16 protein-coding genes are annotated in these 18696 nt (G+C 74.4%); 10 read left to right on the top strand and 6 right to left on the bottom strand.

Features of this window, described 5'->3' with window-relative positions; translation table 11 throughout:
* Window positions 1–116: 116 nt before the first annotated feature.
* Both ACZ38L_RS33425 and ACZ38L_RS33420 read right to left on the bottom strand, forming a co-directional pair.
* Window positions 117–1811 (bottom strand): LCP family protein, encoded by a 1695-nt coding sequence (locus tag ACZ38L_RS33425; RefSeq protein WP_465700548.1) that lies wholly within the window; start codon window positions 1809–1811, stop codon window positions 117–119.
* A gap of 424 nt (window positions 1812–2235) precedes the next feature.
* On the bottom strand, window positions 2236–2436 hold the full coding sequence (locus ACZ38L_RS33420) for a hypothetical protein (protein WP_465700546.1): 201 nt from the start codon (window positions 2434–2436) through the stop codon (window positions 2236–2238).
* A gap of 261 nt (window positions 2437–2697) precedes the next feature.
* Here ACZ38L_RS33420 and ACZ38L_RS33415 point away from each other — a divergent pair, with 261 nt between their 5' ends.
* Entirely contained in the window at window positions 2698–3669 is a 972-nt protein-coding gene (locus ACZ38L_RS33415; RefSeq protein WP_465700559.1) for a DMT family transporter, read from the top strand.
* 45 nt (window positions 3670–3714) lie between these two features.
* Here ACZ38L_RS33415 and ACZ38L_RS33410 read toward each other — a convergent pair whose 3' ends face one another.
* Window positions 3715–4353: a class I SAM-dependent methyltransferase gene (locus tag ACZ38L_RS33410; protein WP_465700544.1), complete on the bottom strand. Its 639-nt coding sequence runs from the start codon at window positions 4351–4353 to the stop codon at window positions 3715–3717.
* A 169-nt stretch (window positions 4354–4522) separates the two neighbouring features.
* Between ACZ38L_RS33410 and ACZ38L_RS33405 the strand changes: the two genes are divergently transcribed.
* Together ACZ38L_RS33405 and ACZ38L_RS33400 are read left to right on the top strand one after the other, a co-directional pair.
* Window positions 4523–5890: a diaminobutyrate--2-oxoglutarate transaminase family protein gene (locus tag ACZ38L_RS33405; protein ID WP_465700542.1), complete on the top strand. Its 1368-nt coding sequence runs from the start codon at window positions 4523–4525 to the stop codon at window positions 5888–5890.
* The gene (locus ACZ38L_RS33400) at window positions 5887–7386 is read left to right on the top strand and encodes a pyridoxal phosphate-dependent decarboxylase family protein (RefSeq protein ID WP_465700540.1); all 1500 of its coding nucleotides are present in this window, start codon (window positions 5887–5889) and stop codon (window positions 7384–7386) included. Before ACZ38L_RS33405 ends, ACZ38L_RS33400 begins: the two co-directional genes overlap by 4 nt.
* A gap of 233 nt (window positions 7387–7619) precedes the next feature.
* Here ACZ38L_RS33400 and ACZ38L_RS33395 read toward each other — a convergent pair whose 3' ends face one another.
* Together ACZ38L_RS33395 and ACZ38L_RS33390 are read right to left on the bottom strand one after the other, a co-directional pair.
* Entirely contained in the window at window positions 7620–8423 is an 804-nt protein-coding gene (locus tag ACZ38L_RS33395; protein ID WP_465700557.1) for an inositol monophosphatase family protein, read from the bottom strand.
* A gap of 182 nt (window positions 8424–8605) precedes the next feature.
* Window positions 8606–9364: a MerR family transcriptional regulator gene (locus ACZ38L_RS33390; RefSeq protein ID WP_465700538.1), complete on the bottom strand. Its 759-nt coding sequence runs from the start codon at window positions 9362–9364 to the stop codon at window positions 8606–8608.
* 225 nt (window positions 9365–9589) lie between these two features.
* On the opposite strand from ACZ38L_RS33390, the gene ACZ38L_RS33385 reads away from it, so the two are divergent.
* The 6 genes from ACZ38L_RS33385 to ACZ38L_RS33360 all read left to right on the top strand — a co-directional run bounded on the left by ACZ38L_RS33385 (window position 9590) and on the right by ACZ38L_RS33360 (window position 16196).
* The gene (locus ACZ38L_RS33385; RefSeq protein WP_465700536.1) at window positions 9590–11125 is read left to right on the top strand and encodes a flavin-containing monooxygenase; all 1536 of its coding nucleotides are present in this window, start codon (window positions 9590–9592) and stop codon (window positions 11123–11125) included.
* The gene (locus ACZ38L_RS33380) at window positions 11122–12045 is read left to right on the top strand and encodes an alpha/beta fold hydrolase (protein ID WP_465700534.1); all 924 of its coding nucleotides are present in this window, start codon (window positions 11122–11124) and stop codon (window positions 12043–12045) included. The genes ACZ38L_RS33385 and ACZ38L_RS33380 overlap by 4 nt, the downstream gene beginning before the upstream one ends.
* Window positions 12042–12956, top strand: coding sequence for an SDR family oxidoreductase (locus tag ACZ38L_RS33375; RefSeq protein WP_465700532.1), 915 nt, complete (start codon window positions 12042–12044; stop codon window positions 12954–12956). Before ACZ38L_RS33380 ends, ACZ38L_RS33375 begins: the two co-directional genes overlap by 4 nt.
* Window positions 12957–12965: 9 nt before the next feature.
* Window positions 12966–13739, top strand: coding sequence for an SDR family NAD(P)-dependent oxidoreductase (locus ACZ38L_RS33370; RefSeq protein ID WP_465700530.1), 774 nt, complete (start codon window positions 12966–12968; stop codon window positions 13737–13739).
* Window positions 13740–13843: 104 nt separating this feature from the next.
* Window positions 13844–15739, top strand: a complete 1896-nt coding sequence (locus tag ACZ38L_RS33365) for an ABC transporter ATP-binding protein (RefSeq protein ID WP_465700528.1) — start codon at window positions 13844–13846, stop codon at window positions 15737–15739.
* Window positions 15740–15758: 19 nt separating this feature from the next.
* A complete protein-coding gene (locus ACZ38L_RS33360; RefSeq protein WP_465700527.1) occupies window positions 15759–16196 on the top strand; it encodes an arsenate-mycothiol transferase ArsC in 438 nt (145 codons plus the stop codon).
* A 6-nt stretch (window positions 16197–16202) separates the two neighbouring features.
* On the opposite strand, the gene ACZ38L_RS33355 is transcribed toward ACZ38L_RS33360, so the two are convergent.
* Window positions 16203–16871, bottom strand: coding sequence for a lysophospholipid acyltransferase family protein (locus ACZ38L_RS33355; protein WP_465700524.1), 669 nt, complete (start codon window positions 16869–16871; stop codon window positions 16203–16205).
* A 120-nt stretch (window positions 16872–16991) separates the two neighbouring features.
* Here ACZ38L_RS33355 and ACZ38L_RS33350 point away from each other — a divergent pair, with 120 nt between their 5' ends.
* On the top strand, window positions 16992–18569 hold the full coding sequence (locus ACZ38L_RS33350) for a Na+/H+ antiporter (RefSeq protein WP_465700555.1): 1578 nt from the start codon (window positions 16992–16994) through the stop codon (window positions 18567–18569).
* Window positions 18570–18696 lie beyond the last annotated feature (127 nt).

The following is an 18696-nucleotide window of genomic DNA, read 5'->3' as shown; positions in this document are numbered from 1 at the left end:
ACCCCCCCCCCCCCCCCCCCCCCCCCCCCCCCCCCCCCCCCCCCCCTCCCCCCCCCTCCCCCCCCCCCCCCCCCCCCCCCCCCCCCCCCCCCCCCGCGGTCACGCGTGCGCGCCGATCAGGGCGCGGAGTCCTGCACGTTGGGGCTCTTGGCGTAGGCCTGGATCGGCGTCATGCCGACACCGTTCAGGCTGACGGTGTCCTGGTGGCTGACCTGGGCGCAGGAGCTGGAGTCGTCCGCGGTCGCCGAGTTCGAGCCGGACAGCGCCGCCTGGGTGTTGACCGGTGCGGGGGCCGCCGGGGCGCCGCCGCCCGAGCCGCCACCGAAGCTGGTGCCGGAGGTCCAGTCGTTGCCGATCACCAGGGTGATCCCGGGCCCGTCGCCGGGCTGGACCGCGGAGGCGGGCAGGCCGAGCGAGGCGGCCACCTCCGTCGCGTCCGCCTGACGGCCCGCGGTGTAGGTGACCTCGGTCTTGTCCGCACTGGCGGTGGAGGTGGACGAGCTGGTCAGCGAGGAGTATCCGTCCGCCTTGAGCGCGTCGGCGATGTCACCGGCCCGGCCGGCGACCTTGGTGCCGTTCTTGACGTGGACCGCGATCTCCGACTTCGGCGCGCCCGAGGCCGCGGGCGGCGCGGCGGGTGCCGAGCTGGGCGCGGTGGTCGCGGTGGAGGTGGCCTGTGCGGCGACCGAGGACTTGTCGCCGCTGCCGGTGGTCAGCGACTGGTCGTTGACGATCGCGGAGAAGAGGTTCTTCGCGGCGGGCGAGACCAGGACGCGCGAGTTGTCGGCGGGGTCCGGCTCGTTCTGCATCGTGGTGAAGGTGATGCGGTTGGCCGGCACCTTGTTCAGGTCGTCCGCGAGACCGACCAGGTTGGGGATGCTGTTCAGCCCGTTGTCGACGGTCAGCGCCTTGGTCGCGGCGTCCGCCAGCCCGTACACGGCGCTCGGGTTGGCCAGCGTGCCGGCGCTCTTGAGCTGGCGGACCATCGCGCCGATGAAGATGTGCTGGGAGACGGTACGGGTGAGGTCGCTACCGTCGCCGAAGCCGTGCCGGGTGCGGACGAACTGCAACGCGGCCAGGCCCTTGAGGGTGTGGGTGCCGGCCTTCAGCTTCAGCCCGGAGTCGGGGTCGTAGACGTTGTCGCTCACGCAGACCGGCACGCCGCCCACCGCGTCCGACATCTGGATCACGCCGGAGAAGTCGACCTTCATGAAGTGGTCGATGGGTATGCCGGTGAGCTGGTGCACGGCGGCCACGGTGCAACCGGGGCCGTAGTCCAGGGTGGAGTTGATCTGGCCACGCTGGGCCTTCATCGAGGTGTGGTCCTGGGTGTCGTCACACGCGGGCAGCTGGGTGACGGTGTCGCGCGGGATGCTCATCACCGTGGCGTTGCTGCGGTCCGCCGAGACGTGCACCACCATCTCCACGTCCGCGTTGGCCCCCGGCCCGCAGTCACCGCCGATCTGGCAGTCGGTGGCGTTGTCGCGCTCGTCGGAGCCGATCACCAGGAGGTTGATCGGGGTGCGGCCGAAGGCGTCGGGCTTCTCGTGACCGGCGTCACCCGAGGTGCCCGAGAACAGCGCGGAGCTCTTGATGTTGCCGGAGAGGTGGACATAGAGGTACCCACCGCCCGCCGCGGTGACCAGCACCAGACCGGCCGTGGTGTACGCCAGGATCCGCAGGCCGCGACGCCGGGGCTTCTTGCGGCCCTTGCGCGACACGGCCCGGCCGCCGACAGCAGGTGCGGCGTCGGCCACGGCACCCTGCCGGCGCCGCCTCGGCTGCGGCTGCTCCAGCTCTATATCGGTCATGCCGGCATGTCCTCATTCCTCCACCGGGTCGATGTCCCCCGGTACCTCAGTACGGCCCCGGCGGCCCGTTTGGTTCCGTGAGGCCGGACACTCCGGCGAACGGTGGCCGTCCGGTCCGGCGGCTCGGGCCCGGGCTGAGCATCAAAGCAACCGTTCATGAGAGCGGTCATAAGAATGCTCCGGGCGTTTCCCGGCAGAGTCTGCCGTATTCCGCACCAGGGCAGAGCGCGGGGTCCCGAATCGGCGGGCCCGCGCGTCCGGTCCGCCCGGTTCTGTCCCCCCGGTCGGTGGGCGGCCCGCGCGGGCCGGGCGGTGTCGGGTACGGCGGCCAAGGGGGCATATGGTGTGACTTGTGGGCAAATGGTGATCACGGACGCCGAACCGCCGCGGACCCGGTGTAGGGGCCGCGGCGGGGGTGGGGGAGTTACGAGGCGTTGCCCCGGACCGTGCAGACGCTGTTCACCGACGTCGGGGTGAGGCCCAGCGGGTGTGCCCACTCGTCGAGCAGGTTCTGGCAGACCGCGGCCTCCTGCGGGGTCTTCGGCCCGTCGGCGAGGGCCGGTGTCGGGGCGACGGCCACGGCCGCGGCGGCGAGCAGGGTCAGGGTGGCGAGCTTGCGGATCATCGGCGACCTCTCAACTGGGGGACGTGCTGCCTGTCCGGCCATCTCCTACCGGAAAGCCGGTCGGCTATCGTGAAGACATGCCGACGACCGCCGTGCTCCCCCCTCCCGCCGCCTAAGCGGGCGGCGAGGACCCCGAAGACCTGAACCCGGGCGTGCTCCTGGGACGGTCGGTGCTGCCCGCTCACGGGAACCCGACCAGTTCACGTCTTCCATGGGAGAACACCCGTGTCTGTTGCACGCACCCTGTCCGTCGGGCGGGGCATGCTCTACCTCACCGTGGCCGCCACCTCCTGGGGCACCGCCGGTGCGGCCGCCGAACTGCTCTACGGCCGTAGCGGGTTGGGCCCGCTGGCGCTCACCTTCTGGCGCTCGGTGGGCGGAGCGGCGCTGTTGCTGCTCGCCGCGCCGGTGATCCGTGGGCGGCGCCGGGGAGCCGACCGCGTGGCGGCCCGTCCGTCCGCCGGCCGGATCCTGGTCAACGGTCTGGGCCTGACCGTCTTCCAGGCCGGCTACTTCGAGGCCGTGCGGGGCACCGGGCTGGCGGTGGGCACCGTCGTCGCGCTCGGCGCCGGGCCGGTGCTGATCGCGCTCGGCGCCCGCCTGTTGCTCGGTGAACGGCTGGGCCGGGCCGGGCTGTTGGCGGTCGGCGGGGCACTGGCCGGGCTGCTGGTGCTCGGCGACCGGGCCGGGAGTGGTGGGGTGCGCCCGGCCGGGGTGGCCTGGGCGCTGCTGTCCGCCGCCGGGTACGCCTGCCTGACGCTGTACACCCGGTGGCGCGGGCGGCCCGGGGCGCACTCGGACGCCTTCACCACCACCGTCTGGTCGTTCGCGGTCTGCGCGCTCTGCCTGCTGCCGTTCGCGCTGGCCGAGGGGATCCTGCCGCACCCGGCCGGCCTGGGTCGCACTCTCGGACTGCTGGGCTACCTGGCCTCGGTGCCCACCGCGCTGGGGTACGCGCTGTACTTCGCGGGGGCGGCGGTGGTGCGGGCCGCGACCGCCTCGGTGATCGTGCTGATCGAGCCGGTGAGCGCGGCGGTGATCGCGGTGACGCTGCTCGGTGAGCGGCCGGCGGCGGCGACGGTGGTGGGCACGGTCCTGCTGCTGCTCTCGGTCAGCGGGCTGGCGCTCGCGGAGGCGCGGCTGGCGGCCCGGACCCGCTCGGTGGCGCCGGCGCCCGATCCGCTCGGGTCGCCGGCGCCGGTGGGCGCGCGGCCCGGACCGCGCGCCGACTGACCTGCCCCCGCTGACCCACCGTCGACCGACCTGCCGTCGACCGACCTACTGGCGGTCGGCCGGTCGGTCGGCCAGCGCCAGGAAGCGCTCGTCGGCGTCCAGGTAGCTGGTCAGCCGCCAGCCGGCGGCGGCCAGCAGCGGGCGCAGGTTGGGCTCGGCGCGCAGGTCGTTCGGGGTGAGCGGGCGCCCGTGCCGGGCCGCCAGCGCGGCCCGGCCGACCGGGTGGAACAGCGCGAGCCGGCCGCCGGGGCGCACCACGCGGGCGAGTTCGGTGAGCGCGGCGAGCGGTCCGGGCAGGTGGGCGATCAGGCCGGCGGCGAAGACCGCGTCCAGCGCGCCGTCCGGCAGCGGCAGCCGGGCGCAGTCGGCGACCGCGAGCACCGCCAGCCCGGACCGGCCGGCGCGGGCGGCCTGCTGGAGCATCTCCGGGGTCAGGTCGAGGCCGAGCACCGTGCCGGAGGGGCCGACCGCGTGGCGCAGCGGCGGCAGCGCGCGGCCGGTGCCGCACCCGGCGTCCAGTACCCGTTGGCCGGGGTGGAGGCCGAGAGCGGTGACGGCCGCCTGGTAGCGCGGGCCGTCGTCGGGGAAGCGCCGCTCCCAGTCGGCGGCCCGGACCGCGAAGAACTCGCGCGTCCTGGCCCGCTCGGCCACGGCGTCGCTCGCGGGTTCGGACGGCAACGGCATGGCGGCACACTCCTCGGTCGCGCTCCCCGACAGGTCGGCAGCGTACCTCCCGTGACCTGACCGTCGGGTGGTCGTTGAAGGTGGCGGAGCGGGCAGCCGTTACCCCATAAGCTAAGGCTAGCCTAACCTAAGTCGGGAAGGGCTCACCTCTGGAACTGGGGAGTTCGCCGTGTCCCTCGCTGCCCTGCCCGCCCCGTCCACCGGCCCCGGCGACGGCATCCTGCGCCGCCAGCGGCTGCGCGAATCCGCCGCCCGTACCTACGCGCGCTCGTTCCCGATCGTGCCGGTCCGCGCGAACGGCATGACGGTCGAGGGCGCCGACGGTCGCCGCTACCTCGACTGCCTCGCCGGCGCCGGCACGCTGGCCCTCGGCCACAACCACCCGGTGGTCCTGGCGGCGATCCGTCGCACCCTGGACAGCGGTGCGCCGCTGCACCTGCTCGACCTGGCCAGCGCGGAGAAGGACGACTTCACCACCGCCCTGCTGGAGACCCTGCCCGCCGAGTTCGCCGACCGGGCCCGGGTGCACTTCTGCGGCCCGGCCGGCACCGACGCGGTCGAGGCCGCGCTCAAGCTGATGCAGACCGCGACCGGCCGGCGCGGCGCGCTCGCCTTCACCGGCGGCTACCACGGCATGACGGCCGGCGCCCTCGCGGTCTCCGGCCCGGTCGCGGTCAAGGAGCCGCTGCCCAGCGGCGGCGAGGTCACCCGGCTGCCGTACCCCTACTCCTACCGCTGTCCGTTCGGGCTCGGCGGTGCGGAGGGCGAGCGGATGGCCGCGGTCTACACCGAGCGGCTGCTGGACGACCCGTCCGGCGGGGTGGTGCCGCCGGCCGCGATGATCCTGGAGGCGGTGCAGGGCGAGGGCGGCGCGGTGCCCGCCCCGGACGGCTGGCTGCGCGAGATGCGCCGGATCACCGCCGAGCGCGGCATCCCGCTGGTGGTGGACGAGGTGCAGACCGGCGTCGGCCGGACCGGCGCGATGTGGGCGGTCCAGCACGGCGGCATCGTGCCGGACGCCATGGTGCTCTCGAAGGCGATCGGCGGCAGCCTGCCGCTGGCCGTGGTGGTCTACCGCGAGGAGTACGACAGGTGGCGGCCCGGCGCACACACCGGGACCTTCCGAGGCAACACCCTCGCGATGGCCGCCGGCGCCGCCACGCTGCGGCACGTCGCCGCGAACGGGCTGGCCGACCGGGCCGCCGTACTGGGCGCGCGGATCCAGGCCGAGCTGGCCGAACTGCGGGGCCGGCTCCCGGTGATCGGTGACGTGCGCGGGCGCGGGCTGCTGCTCGGGGTCGAACTGGTCGACCCCGAGGGCCCGCCGGACAGCTGCGGGGCGCACCCGGCGGATCCCCGGCTGGCCGTCCGGGTGCGCGAGGCCTGCCTGGCGCGCGGGTTGATCGTCGAACTCGGCGGCCGGCACGACGCGGTGCTGCGCCTGCTGCCCCCGCTGACCATCACCGACGAGCAGGTCCGCGCGGTGCTCGACCGGCTCGCCGAGGCGATCGACGCGGCCTGCCGGGACCGGCGGTGACGGTACGTCAGGAGGTGGAGCTGCCGCCACTGGCCGGCGGGGTGGCCGGACCCGCGGCACTGCGCCCGCTGCTCGGCACGGTGTTGGACGCGCTGACGGTGGGCGCCGCGCGGCGCGGCGGCCCGCTGCCGGCCGGTGGCCCGGCGGAACTCGCCAAGCTGGTGGCCGACGCGGTCCGGCTCGGTGGGCCCGACGAGCCGGACCCGACGGCGCTGGCCAGGCTGACCGAACTGTTCGCGTGGGGGGCCGCCGACCCCGCCGACCCGGCCTGCGCCGCCCACCTGCACTGCCCGCCGCTGGCCGTCGCGGTCGCCGCCGACCTGGCCGCCGATGTGCTCAACGCCTCGCTGGACTCCTGGGACCAGGCCCCGGCCGCCACCGTGCTGGAGACCGAACTCATCGCCGAGCTGGCCGAGTTGGCGGGTTTCCGGGCGGATCGGGCGGCCGGGGTGGTGACGTCCGGCGGGACCGAGTCCAACCTGCTCGGCCTGCTCCTGGCCCGCGACCAACTGCTCGGCGGGCGACCGGAGCTGGACGGAATCCCGATGGCCAGCCGGCCGCGCATCCTGGCCTCCGAGGTCGCGCACTTCTCGATCCAGCGCGCCGCCGCGCTGCTCGGACTGGGCGAGCGGGCGGTCGTCCCGGTCGCCGTCGACCGCGACCTGCGGATGGACGGCGACGCGCTGGCCGCCGCGCTCGCCGCGGTGGTCCGGGCCGGCGAGAGGCCGCTCGCCGTGGTCGCCACCGCCGGCACCACCGACACCGGCGCGATCGACCCGTTGCACCGCTGTGCCGACCTGGCCGCGCGGCACGGTGCCTGGCTGCACGTGGACGCCGCGTACGGAGGTGGCGCGCTGCTCTCCGAGCGGCTGGCCCCGCTGCTGGACGGGCTGGCCCGGGCCGACTCGGTGGCGCTCGACTGGCACAAGCTGGGCTGGCAGCCGGCCGCCGCCGGGGTGTTCCTGGTCCGCCGGACCGAGAGCTACGCCTCGCTGGCCCGCCGGGCCGCGTACCTCAACCCGGCCGACGACGAGGCGGCCGGCTACCCGAGCCTGCTCGGCCGCTCGCTGCGGACCACCCGCCGGGCCGACGCGTTCAAGATCGCGGTCACCCTGCGCACCCTGGGCCGGGCCGGGCTGGGCCGGTTGGTCGACCGCTGCCACGAGTTGGCCCGGGTGGCCGCCACCGCCGTGCGGGACCGACCCGAGCTGGAGCTGTACGCCGAACCGCTGCTGAGCACCGTGCTGTTCCGGGTGCTGCCGTGGGATCCGGCGCGGCGGGCCGACCCGGCGGCGGTCGACCGGCTCAACGCCGAGCTGCGCCGCCGGCTGCTGGCGGGCGGGCGCGCGGTGCTCGGCCGGACCGAACTGCCGGGCCGTGGACCGGGGTTGCTCCGGCTCAAGCTCACCCTACTCAATCCGCACACCACCGAGGCGGAGCTGGCCCGGCTGCTGGACGACACGGTCCGGGCCGGCCGGGAATGCGAGGGGCGCTGATCGCACAGTCCAGGGCGGCCTCGGCGGGCCTTTCCCTGGAGCACCGGACAATGGCGTTCCGGTCACCCGGAATGCTCTCCACGGGGCTGCCACTGAAGGCTTCCTGAGAGTACTTCCGGGGAATTCTGAAAGTGCGTCGGCATATCGTCCGGCGGCTTGTCCCGACAGTTTTCGGCCGAGCCTGCGGCTGCCGGAGCGCCTCCCGGTGCCTATGGTGACGGGCTGAGGTGGGGTCAGCCGTGCAGGCCGAGCAGTACGGCCCGGGTGTGCTCCCAGGTCTGCGGGTCGCTGGCGACCAGCAGACCGTCCTCGCCGCCCGGCGGGTCGGCCCGGTAGGGCGAGCCGTCCAGCCGGGCCGAGACCCCGCCGGCCTCGGTGACCAGCAGTGACCCGGGGGCGTGGTCCCAGGGCAGGGTGCGCCAGTAGAGCAGGAACTCCAGCTCGCCGTCGGCGACCTGCGGATACTCGATGCCCGCCGCCCGCCGGCCCTGGTTCACCTGGCCGAACGCCTGGATCCGGGTGGCCAGCCCCGGAAAGAGATGCGGGGTCAGGAAACGGCGCTTGACCGAGCCGCGCCACTTTTCCGGCAGGTCCGTGGCCGGGGTCCGGATCAGCCGGTGGCCGTCCCGCCAGGCGCCCGAGCCCAGCTCGGCGGCGTAGGAGGTGCGGGTCATCGGCTGCCAGATCCAGGCGGCGACCGTCCGGCCGTCCCGGACCAGCGAGACCATCAGCGCGAAGTCCGGGCGGCCGGCGATGAAGTTGGAGGTGCCGTCCACCGGGTCGACCAGCCAGCAGGCGGGCTCGGTGTGCAGGCAGCGGGCCAGCATCGGGTCCGCGGCCACCGCCTCCTCGCCGACCACCGGGAGCGGCAGCAGGTCGTGCAGCCGCCGGGCGATGATCAGCTCGGCCTCGCGGTCGGCGACCGTCACCACGTCGCCGGGCGCCTTCTCCATCACCTCGCCGGCCGTCAGGGCACGGAAGCGCGGCTCGACGGCCTCGGCCGAGGTCTCGGCGAGGATCTCCGCCACCTTCTCCATGAGCACGCGCCCGCTCCCTTCGCTCGAGTACCACTCTCGCACGTCAGGGCGGGCGTGACCTGCGGCGGACCACCTCCTGGGGGGTACCCGCGGGGGCGGCGGACGGTTCGGGTACGCAGCCGCGGGGCGGGGCCGGGGCGCGGGCCCCACCGGCGCGAGCGGGCCGGGCGGGGCCGCGCCGGTCACCGGTGGCGGTGCCGGACCACGTCGTCGTACTCGGCGTGCACCCGGCGGTCCATGGCGAGGGTGAACTGGGCGTCGGCGACCACTCGGGCGAACGGGCGGATCCGGGTCAGCTGCTCGGTCAGGTGGGCCGCCTCGCCGGGCGGGAGCGGCTGCTCGGTGGCCAGGGCACCGAGCAGCTGGTCGCGGATCAGGCCGACGAAGACCTCGGCCACCGCGTCGGCGTACTCCTGCGCCTTGCGGCTGGCGTCCAGCACGGCGGCCAGCGGGACGCCCTCGGCCACGAGGGCGATGGTGGCGTCCATCAGCCGGCGGCTGACGTGGGTGATGCCGTCCTCGGTGACGGTGATGTATCCCTGGGCGATCGACTCCGCGGTGTTGGCCTCGGTGAGCTGGTCGCCGAAGGCGGCCGCCAGCTCGGCCCAGCTGAGCGAGACGGGAGCCTCGTCCGACCAGGGCGCGGTGATCGCCGCCTCCAGGCCGATCAGCTCCGCGACGTCCCGGCCGCTCTCACCGGCGCCGATCAGCTCGGCGATGCCGCCCAGGGTGTGGCCGCGCTCCAGCAGCTCGGCGATCACCCGCAGCCGGGCCAGGTGCGCCTCGCCGTACCAGGCGATCCGGCCCTCCTTGCGCGGCGGCGGGAGCAGCTTGCGCTCGCGGTAGAAGCGCAACGTGCGGGTGGTGATGCCGGCGGCCGCGGCGAGCTGCTCGACCCGGTACTCGCGCGGACCTGCTGGGGTGCTCTCGATCTCCGCCACGCGGCCAGCATAGGGGCGGGCGGGGGACGGCCACGAGCGACGGACGGCCCCGGTGAACCGGGCCCGTCCGGCTTCTTCCCAGCCCGGATCCCAGCGGCTACCCTGCCAATCGTGCCAGTGAATACTGGCACGATTGACACCCGCACACTGTTCCCGACCGGTCCCGCATCCCCCCGGGGCGGCGTCATCCCGCCCGCGCCTCGTACCTCCCGAGAGGACCGCCGCATGGCAGCCATCCCCGACCAACCCCCCACCCCCGAGCCCCGGCACGTCCGGGTCGCCGTGATCGGCTCCGGCTTCGGCGGCATCGGCGCCGGCGTCCGGCTGCGCCGGGCCGGCATCACCGACTTCGTGATCCTGGAGCGCGCCGACTCGGTCGGCGGCACCTGGCGGGACAACAGCTACCCGGGCTGCGCCTGCGACGTCCCCTCGCACCTCTACTCCTTCTCCTTCGCGCTCAACCCCGACTGGCCACGCAGCTTCTCCGGCCAGGCCGAGATCCGCGGCTACCTGGAGCGGGTCACCGACACCTTCGGCCTGCGGCCGCACCTGCGGCTGCGCACCGAGGTCACCGAGGCCCGTTGGGAGGCCGCCCAGACCCGCTGGCGGATCAGCACCAGCGCGGGGGAGTGGACGGCCGACGCGCTGGTCAGTGCCACCGGCCCGCTCTCCGACCCGCAGATCCCCGAGCTGCCCGGGCTGGCCGCCTTCCCCGGCCAGGTCTTCCACTCCTCCCGTTGGGACCACGACTACGACCTGACGGGCAAGCGGGTCGCCGTGGTCGGCACCGGCGCCTCCGCGGTGCAGATCGTCCCGGAGATTCAGCCGAAGGTGGGACGGCTGACGGTCTTCCAGCGCACCCCCGCCTGGGTGCTGCCCAAGGCCGACCGCGAGATCAGCGCCGCCGAGCGCTGGCTGCACCGCACCGTCCCGGCCACCGCGGCGGTCCGCCGGGCCACGCTGTTCACCGTCCGCGAGTTCCAGGTGGACGCCTTCGTCCGACGGCCCGGCACGCTGCGCCTGGTCCAGCAACTGGCCGAGCGGCACCTGGCCCGGCAGATCGCCGACCCGGTGCTGCGCGCCAAGCTGACCCCCGACTTCCGGATCGGCTGCAAGCGGATCCTGCTCAGCCGCACCTGGTACCCGGCGCTGGCCGCGCCCAACACCGAGCTGGTGGCCGCCGGGCTGACCGAGGTGCGCGGCTCGACGCTGGTCGCCGCGGACGGCAGTGAGCACGAGGTGGACGCGATCGTCTTCGGCACCGGCTTCCACGTCACCGACATGCCGATCGCCGACCGGGTCTTCGGGGTGGACGGGCGGAGCCTGGCCGAGGAGTGGAAGGAGGGGATGGCCGCCCTGCGCGGGTCGACCGTGCGCGGGTTCCCCAACCTCTTCTTCGTGATCGGGCCGAACACCGGCCTGGGCAACAGCTCGATGATCCTGATGATCGAGTCCCAGCTGAACTACCTGATCGACGCGCTGCGCACGCTCCGCTCGGTCGGCGCCACCGCGCTGCAGCCCACCGAACGCGCCCAGCGGCACTGGAACCAGCGGCTCCAGCACCGGATGGGGCGCACGGTCTGGACCACCGGCGGCTGCCGCAGCTGGTACCTGGACTCCCAGGGCCACAACACCGTGCTCTGGCCCGGCTCGACCGCCGAGTTCCGCCGCGCCACCCGCCGGATCGACCTCGCCGAGTACGAGCTGATCAAGCGCGCCGCCCCGGTGCCGGCGCCCGTGACCGAGGAGGTCCCGGCATGACGCCGCCCGCCGACTGGGTGCTGCCCACCCCCGCCGAACGGCTGCGGGTCCGCTCCGCCGACGGCAGCTGGCTCAACGCCGAGGCGTTCGGTCCCGCCGACGCGCCGACCGTGCTGCTGGCGCACGGTTGGACCTGCTCGATCGGGTTCTGGTCCCCGGTCATCCACCGGCTCGCCGGCGACCACCGGGTGGTCGCCTACGACCAGCGCGGCCACGGCCGCAGCGACATCCCGCCGACCGTCCGCGGCTACTCCACCAGCGCGCTCGCCGACGATCTGGAGGCCGTCCTCACCCGCGTCGTGCCGGCGGGCGGCCGGGCCGTGCTGGCCGGGCACAGCATGGGCGGGATGACCATCATGGCGGCCGGTGGCCGGCCCGCGGTGGCCGCCCGGACCGCCGCCGCGTTGCTGGTCAGCACCGGCGCCGGCGGCCTCACCGAGGAGGTCCGGCTGATCCCGGCGGCCGTCCGCCCACCGCGGCTGCGGGCCTGGCTGACCCGCCGGATCCTCTCCTCCCCGCTGCCGCTCGGCCCGGTCACCGGTCCCGGCAAGGCGGTGCTGAAGCACGCCACGATGGGCCGGGCCACCCCGCCCGAGCCGGTCGAGGCGTGCGCCCGGATCGTGCACGCCTGCCCGACCGCCGTCCGGGCCCGCTGGGCGGACGTGCTCGGCGAGCTGGACGTGCGGACCGGGCTGGCCGCGATGACCGCGCCGACCGCCGTCGTGGTCGGCAGCGCCGACCGGCTCACCCCACCGGTGCACGCGCACCGGATGCTGGCCGCGGCCCAGGCCCCGGCCGGACTGCTGGAACTGCCCGGCGTGGGGCACATGGCTCCCGCCGAGCGACCCGCCGAGATCGCCGCCGAGATCCGCCGGCTGGTCACCGCCCACCTGGCACCCGAGAGGACGGAAGCCGGATGACCCCGCCGCTGCACGCACAGGTCGTCGTCGTCACCGGAGCCGCCCGGGGGCTGGGCGCACTGATGGCCCGCCGGCTCGCCGAGCGCGGCGCCAAGGTGGCACTGGTCGGCCTGGAGCCGGCCGAGCTGAAGGCCACCGCCGCGCTCTGCGGGCCGGAGGCGTCCTGGTGGGAGGCGGACGTCACCGACCTGGCCGCCCTCAGCGGCACCGCCGGGGGGATCCTGGAGCGCTACGGCCGGATCGACACCGTGGTCGCCAACGCCGGGATCGCGATCGGCGGGCCGCTGCTGGACAGCGATCACACCGCCTTCAGCCGGGTGATCGAGGTCAACCTGCTGGGCAGCGTGGCCACCGCCCGGGCCTTCCTGCCCGCGTTGGCGGCCAGCCGCGGCTACCTGTTGCAGATCGCCTCACTGGCGGCGATCACCCCGGCCCCGCTGATGAGCGCGTACTGCGCGAGCAAGGCGGGCGTCGAGTCGTTCGCGCACGCGCTGCGCGCCGAGGTCGCCCACCAGGGGGTCCGGGTCGGGGTCGGCTACCTGAGCTGGACCGACACCGACATGGTGCGCGGCGCCGACCAGGACGACGTGCTCCGCGAGATGCGGGCCCGGCTGCCCTGGCCGGCCAACCGGACCTACCCGGTCGGCCCGGCGGTGGAGCGGTTGGTGGCCGGGATCGCCCGCCGCTCGTCGCACGTCTACGCGCAGGCCTGGCTGCGCGGGATGCAGCCGGTGCGCTGGGTGCTGCCGGGGCTGATCGCCGCGGTCGGCGGGCGCGAGGTGGGCCGGCTGGCGCCGCGGCTGCGGGAGACCGCGGGGAGCCGGCTGCGCCCGGTCGGCGCGGGCGGGGCGGCCGACGAGGCCGCGCGGTCCGCAGCACGCCCCTCGCGCGTGGAGGCGGGCGGCCAGTAGCGTGCGATCATGACAACTGCTCTCATCACCGGCGCCACCGCCGGTATCGGTGCCGCCTTCGCCCGTCGCCTGGCCGGGGACGGCCACGACCTGGTGCTGGTCGCCCGGGACACCCGGCGGCTGGCGGAGTCCGCGGCCGGGCTGCGCGAGCGGTTCGGCGTGCAGGTGGAGCCGCTCACCGCGGACCTCGCCACCGAGGCCGGGATCGGCGCGGTCGAGGAGCGGCTGCGGGACGGCTCCCGGCCGGTCGGGATCCTGGTCAACAACGCCGGCTTCGGCCACCGGGGCGCCTACCTGGACGTGCCGCTGGAGCAGGAGCTGGAGATGCTCAAGGTGCACATCGAGGCGGTGCTGCGGCTCACCTCGGCGGCGCTGCCGGGGATGCGCGAGCGCGGCTTCGGCGGGGTGGTGAACGTCGCCTCGGTGGCGGCGTTCCTGCCGCGCGGCACGTACGGCGCCACCAAGGCCTGGGTGGTCAACTTCACCCAGGGCGTGTCGCGCGACCTCGGTGGCACCGGGGTGCGGTTGCTGGCGCTCTGCCCGGGCTTCACCCGGACCGAGTTCCACCAGCGGGCCGGAATGGGCACCTCGAGCGTGCCGCGCTGGGCCTGGCTCCCGGCGGAGCGGGTGGTGGACGAGGCGATGCGCGACCTGGCCCACGGGCGGACGCTCTCGGTGCCGAGCAAGCGGTACAAGCTGGCGGTGGCGGTCGCCCGGCTGCTGCCGGCGGGGAAGCTGGGCGGGCTCTCCTCGAAGGCGGCCCGGACCTACCGGACCACCTGACCCGACCGTTGCCGGGGTGCGGGAATGCCATGGGTGGATAGCTCATTATTAGCAGAGCTAACAATGAGCTATGCTCTCCATGTTGTCCTTTCCCTGGAGGTGCCGTGCGTCCTGACACCATCGACTGGACCCCACCACCGCGCGCGGCCGGCGAGCCGCGGCCCCCGGCCCAGCTGCGCCGCATCCTGGCGCTCTTCCGGCCGTACCGGTGGCGACTCGCCACGGTCGGCCTGCTGGTCGGGGCCTCCGCGGTGGTCTCGGTGGTCACCCCGTTCCTGCTCCGCGCCGTCCTGGACGTGGCGATCCCGCACGGCCGCACCGGCCTGCTCGCCCTGCTGGTGCTCGGCATGGTCGCGGCCACCGTGGTCAACAGCGTCTTCAACGTGCTGCAGACCCTGATCTCCACCACCGTGGGCCAGCTGGTGATGCACGACCTGCGCACCGCCGTCTACTCCCACCTGCAGCGGATGTCGCTGGCCTTCTTCACCCGGACCCGCACCGGCGAGGTGCAGTCCCGGATCGCCAACGACATCGGTGGCATGCAGTCCACCGTCACCTCCACCGCGACCTCGCTGGTCTCCAACCTCACCAGCGTGATCGCCACCGTGGTCGCCATGGTGGCGCTGGACTGGCGGCTGACCCTGGTCTCGCTGCTGCTGCTCCCGGTCTTCGTCTGGATCAGCCGCCGGGTCGGCAACGAGCGCAAGCGGATCACCTCCGAGCGGCAGCGGCAGCTCGCCGTGATGTCCTCGGCGGTCCAGGAGTCGCTCTCGGTCAGCGGCATCCTGCTCGGCCGCACGATGGGCCGTTCCGACTCGCTCTCCGCGGAGTTCACCGGCCAGTCCGACCAGCTCGCCGACCTGGAGGTGCGGGCCAGCATGGCCGGGCGCTGGCGGATGAACATCATCCAGATCGTGATGTCGGCGATGCCCGCGGTGATCTACCTGGCGGCCGGCCTGACCGCGGCCGGCGGTGCGCCGTTCGTCTCGATCGGAACCCTGGTCGCCTTCGTCTCGCTGCAGCAGCAGCTCTTCCGCCCCTCCGTCCAGCTGCTCTCCACCGGCGTGGACGTGCAGACCTCGCTCGCGCTCTTCCAGCGGATCTTCGAGTACCTGGACCTGCCGGTGGAGATCGCCGAGCCCGCCGAGCCGGTCCGGCTGCCCGCGGTCCGCGGTGAGGTGCGCTTCGAGCAGGTCGACTTCGGCTACGAGGCCGAGCAGCCCCGGGCCACCCTGTCCGGCGTCGACCTGACCGTGCCGGCTGGCGGCTCGCTCGCGGTGGTCGGCGAGACCGGCTCCGGCAAGACCACCCTCAGCTACCTGGTCCCGCGGCTCTACGACGTGACCGGCGGCCGGGTCACCATCGACGGCACCGACGTCCGCGACCTCGCCTTCGAGTCGCTCTCCCGGGCGGTCGGGGTGGTCTCCCAGGAGACCTACCTCTTCCACGCCTCGGTCGCCGACAACCTGCGCTTCGCCAAGCCGGACGCCAGCGACGAGGAACTGGTGGAGGCGGCCCGGACGGCGCAGATCCACGACCACATCGCCGGCCTGCCCAAGGGCTACGACACCGTGGTCGGCGAGCGCGGCTACCGGTTCTCCGGCGGCGAGAAGCAGCGGCTGGCGATCGCCCGGACCATCCTGCGCAACCCGCCGGTGCTGATCCTGGACGAGGCCACCAGCGCGCTGGACAACCAGACCGAGCGGGCCGTGCAGCGGGCGATCGACGAGCTGGCCGCCGGGCGCACCACGATCACCATCGCGCACCGGCTCTCCACCATCCGGCACGCCGACCAGATCGCCGTGCTCGACCACGGTCGGGTCGCCGAGCTGGGCACCCACGAGGAACTGCTCGCCCTCGACGGCCGCTACGCGGCGTTGCTGCGGCGGGAGGCGCCGCACTCGGCGGAGGGCGCGGAGCCTTCGCCGCAGGCGGAGCCGGCCGCGGCACAGCCCGTCGTTCAGCCCTGGCCGGGCCGCCGCGCGAAGGTGGTGGGGTAGGGATCGAAAGGGGCGAGCAGTGACCGGGGAACGGCCCCGCCGGGTGCTGGTGATCTGCAAGGGCAACATCTGTCGCTCGCCGACCGCCGCCGCGATGCTCGCGGCCCGGCTCGGCGACCGGGCCGAGGTCCGCTCCGCCGGGACGCACGGCCGGTACGCCGGCGAGCCCGCGCACCCCCTGATGATCGAGGCGGCCGCCGCCCTCGGCTACGACCTCACGGTTCACCGGTCCCGGCCGCTGGACACCGACCTGATCGCCTGGGCGGACGAGCTGATCGCGATGGACCGGGAGACCGCCCACGCCGTGCGGGCCCTCGCCGGCCCCGGACACCCCGTCGGCCTGCTGACCCCCGACGGCATCCCCGACCCCTGGGGCGGCGGCCCCGAGCGGTTCGCCCGGGTCGCCCGCGAGATCGAACGGGCGGTGCGGCGCTACCCGGCCGACCGGGCCCGGTGACGGGGCTCAGGCGGCCTTGGGGACCTCGTTGTAGACCGGGGCCAGTTCCTGGCCGGAGAGTTCGTGGATGGCGCGCATCACCTCGTCGGTCACCTGGCGGCGGGCGCGGGCCGAGCGGGCCTGGCCGTGCAGCTCGGAGAAGTCCAGCGGCTCGCCGAACCGGACGGTGATCCGGCGCAGTCGGGGGATCCGGGTGCCGACCGGCTGCAGCTGGTCGGTCCCCTCCAGGGCCACCGGGACCACCGGGACGCCGGCGGTGAGGGCCAGCCAGGCGACGCCGGTCTTGCCACGGTAGAGCCGGCCGTCCCGCGAGCGGGTGCCCTCGGGGTAGATGCCGAAGGCCTGCCCGCTCTCCAGCACCTCCAGCGCGGCGTCCAGCGCGGTCTGCGCGAGGTGGACGGTGCCGCGCTCGACCGGCACCACGTCGATCGCCTCCAGCACCGCCTTGACGAACTTCCCCTTCAGCCCCTTGCCGTGGAAGTACTCGGCCTTGGCGAGGAAGGAGACCGGGCGCGGCGCGGTGAGGATGATCGCCACGCTGTCGATGAACGAGAGGTGGTTGCTGGCGATGAGGACCGGACCCTTGCGCGGGACGTTCTTCCGTCCCTCCACCACCGGGCGGTAGATCGCTCGTGCGAGCGGTTTGAGCACCAACTTGGTCACGAGCCTGATCATGATTCCCTCCCTGGGCACCGGGGCCACCGCGGTCCTGCCACGCCCGGGCAGGTCTCCATACAATGACCCTTCATACCATCACCGCCCACTACGGCTTATGGAGGCTGCACCCCGGTGAGCATGGTCACCACCGTCCTGCTGCTGGTCATTCTCGCCACCGCCGTCGCCACCGGTGCCCGGCACTGGAGCATTCCGGCGCCGTCACTGCTGGTGGTGGCCGGGTTGCTGGCGGGGCTGCTGCCGTTCGTGCCGCGGGTCGTGGTGCCGCCCGAGGTGATCAGCGTGGCGGTGCTGCCGCCGCTGCTCTACGCCTCGGCCGAGGAGATCTCCTGGCGCGAGCTGAAGGCGGTCTGGCGGCCCGTCAGCCTGCTGGCGCTCGGATTGGTGCTGGCCTCCGCGTTCGGCATCGGCGCGCTGGCCGCCGCGCTCACCCCGCTGCCGCGACCGATGGCCTTCGTGCTGGGCGCGGTGCTGGCCAGCACCGACCCGGTCGCGGTCACCGCGCTCGGGCGCAAACTCGCGCTGCCGCCGCGGATGCAGACCCTGGTGCAGTCCGAGAGCCTCTTCAACGACGCGACCAGCCTGGTGCTGTTCAAGGTCGCCGTCGGCCTGGCGGTGACCGCCGGGGCGGTCTCGCCGGCGGCGGCGGGTGGCGAGTTCGTGCTGCTGGCGGGCGGCGGCGCGGTGGTCGGCGGTGCGGTGGCGGCGGCGGTCGCCTTCATCCGGGCGCGCACCGGGGATCCGGTGCTGGAGACGGTGACCGCCCTGGTCACCCCGTACGTCGCGTACGTGCTGGCGGAGGACCTGCGCACCTCGGGGGTGACCGCGGTGGTGGTCGCCGGGGTGGCGCTCGGCGCGCGGGGCCACCGGCTGACCAACGCCCGGATCAGACTGCAGGTGCACGCCGTCTACCGGACGGTGGTCTTCATGCTGGAGAGCGTGGTCTTCGCCCTCATCGGGCTGGAACTGCCCGGCCTGATACGTGACTTGAGTGCCACACAAGGCGGTTGGTGCTGGCAGGCGCTGGTGATAGCGCTGGCGCTGATCCTGCTCCGGCTGCTGTGGATCGTGCCGATGACCTGGCTCACCCAGCGGCGGCGGGCGTCGGTCGCCGGCGGGCCGGCCCGGCTGAACTGGCGGGTGCCGGCGGTGCTCACCTGGGCCGGTACCCGGGGCGTGATGCCGCTGGCGGCCGCGCTGACCATTCCGTTGCTGGCCAAGGACGGCTCGCCGCTGCCGTACCGGGAGCTGGTGCTGGTGCTCACCACCTCGGTGGTCGCCTGCACGCTGGTGGTCCAGGGGTTCACCCTGGCGCCGGTGGTGCGCGCCTCGGGCATCGCGCTGGAGCCGGAGGCGACCGCGCGCGAGGAGGCCCAGGCGTCGAAGGCGGTGCTGCGGGCCGCGCTGGGTCGGCTGGACGAGATGGTGGAGGCCGAGGGCGTCTCGGCGGTGGTCGCCGACCGGATGCGCCGCGACCTGGAGACCCGGCTCGACCACGCCCGGCTCCGGCTCTCCGACGAGGAACCGGTCGAGGACGCGGCCACCATGCTGGCGTTCCGGCGGCTGCGTCGCGACCTGATCGCGGTGGAGAGCACCGAGCTGCAGCGACTCTACGAGACGCACCGGATCAGCGGCAGCACACGGGGGACCGTGCAGCACGCGCTGGACCTGGAGGAGGCCGGGCTCGGCGAGCTGTGAACCGGCCTAGTACTACAGGGCTAGATCTGCACCATCTGGAGGCGCATGCGCCGACGGAAGTGATGTCGCCTGGCCTCAATTTGGTGGCGGCGGCGGAGCGTTGACCAGTGCAGTGCGTGGCGTATCT

It is taken from the genome of Kitasatospora sp. NPDC024654 (assembly GCF_055559155.1).
The sequence above is the reverse complement of the archived record's forward strand: the minus strand, read 5'-3'. Positions and strand labels throughout refer to the sequence as shown.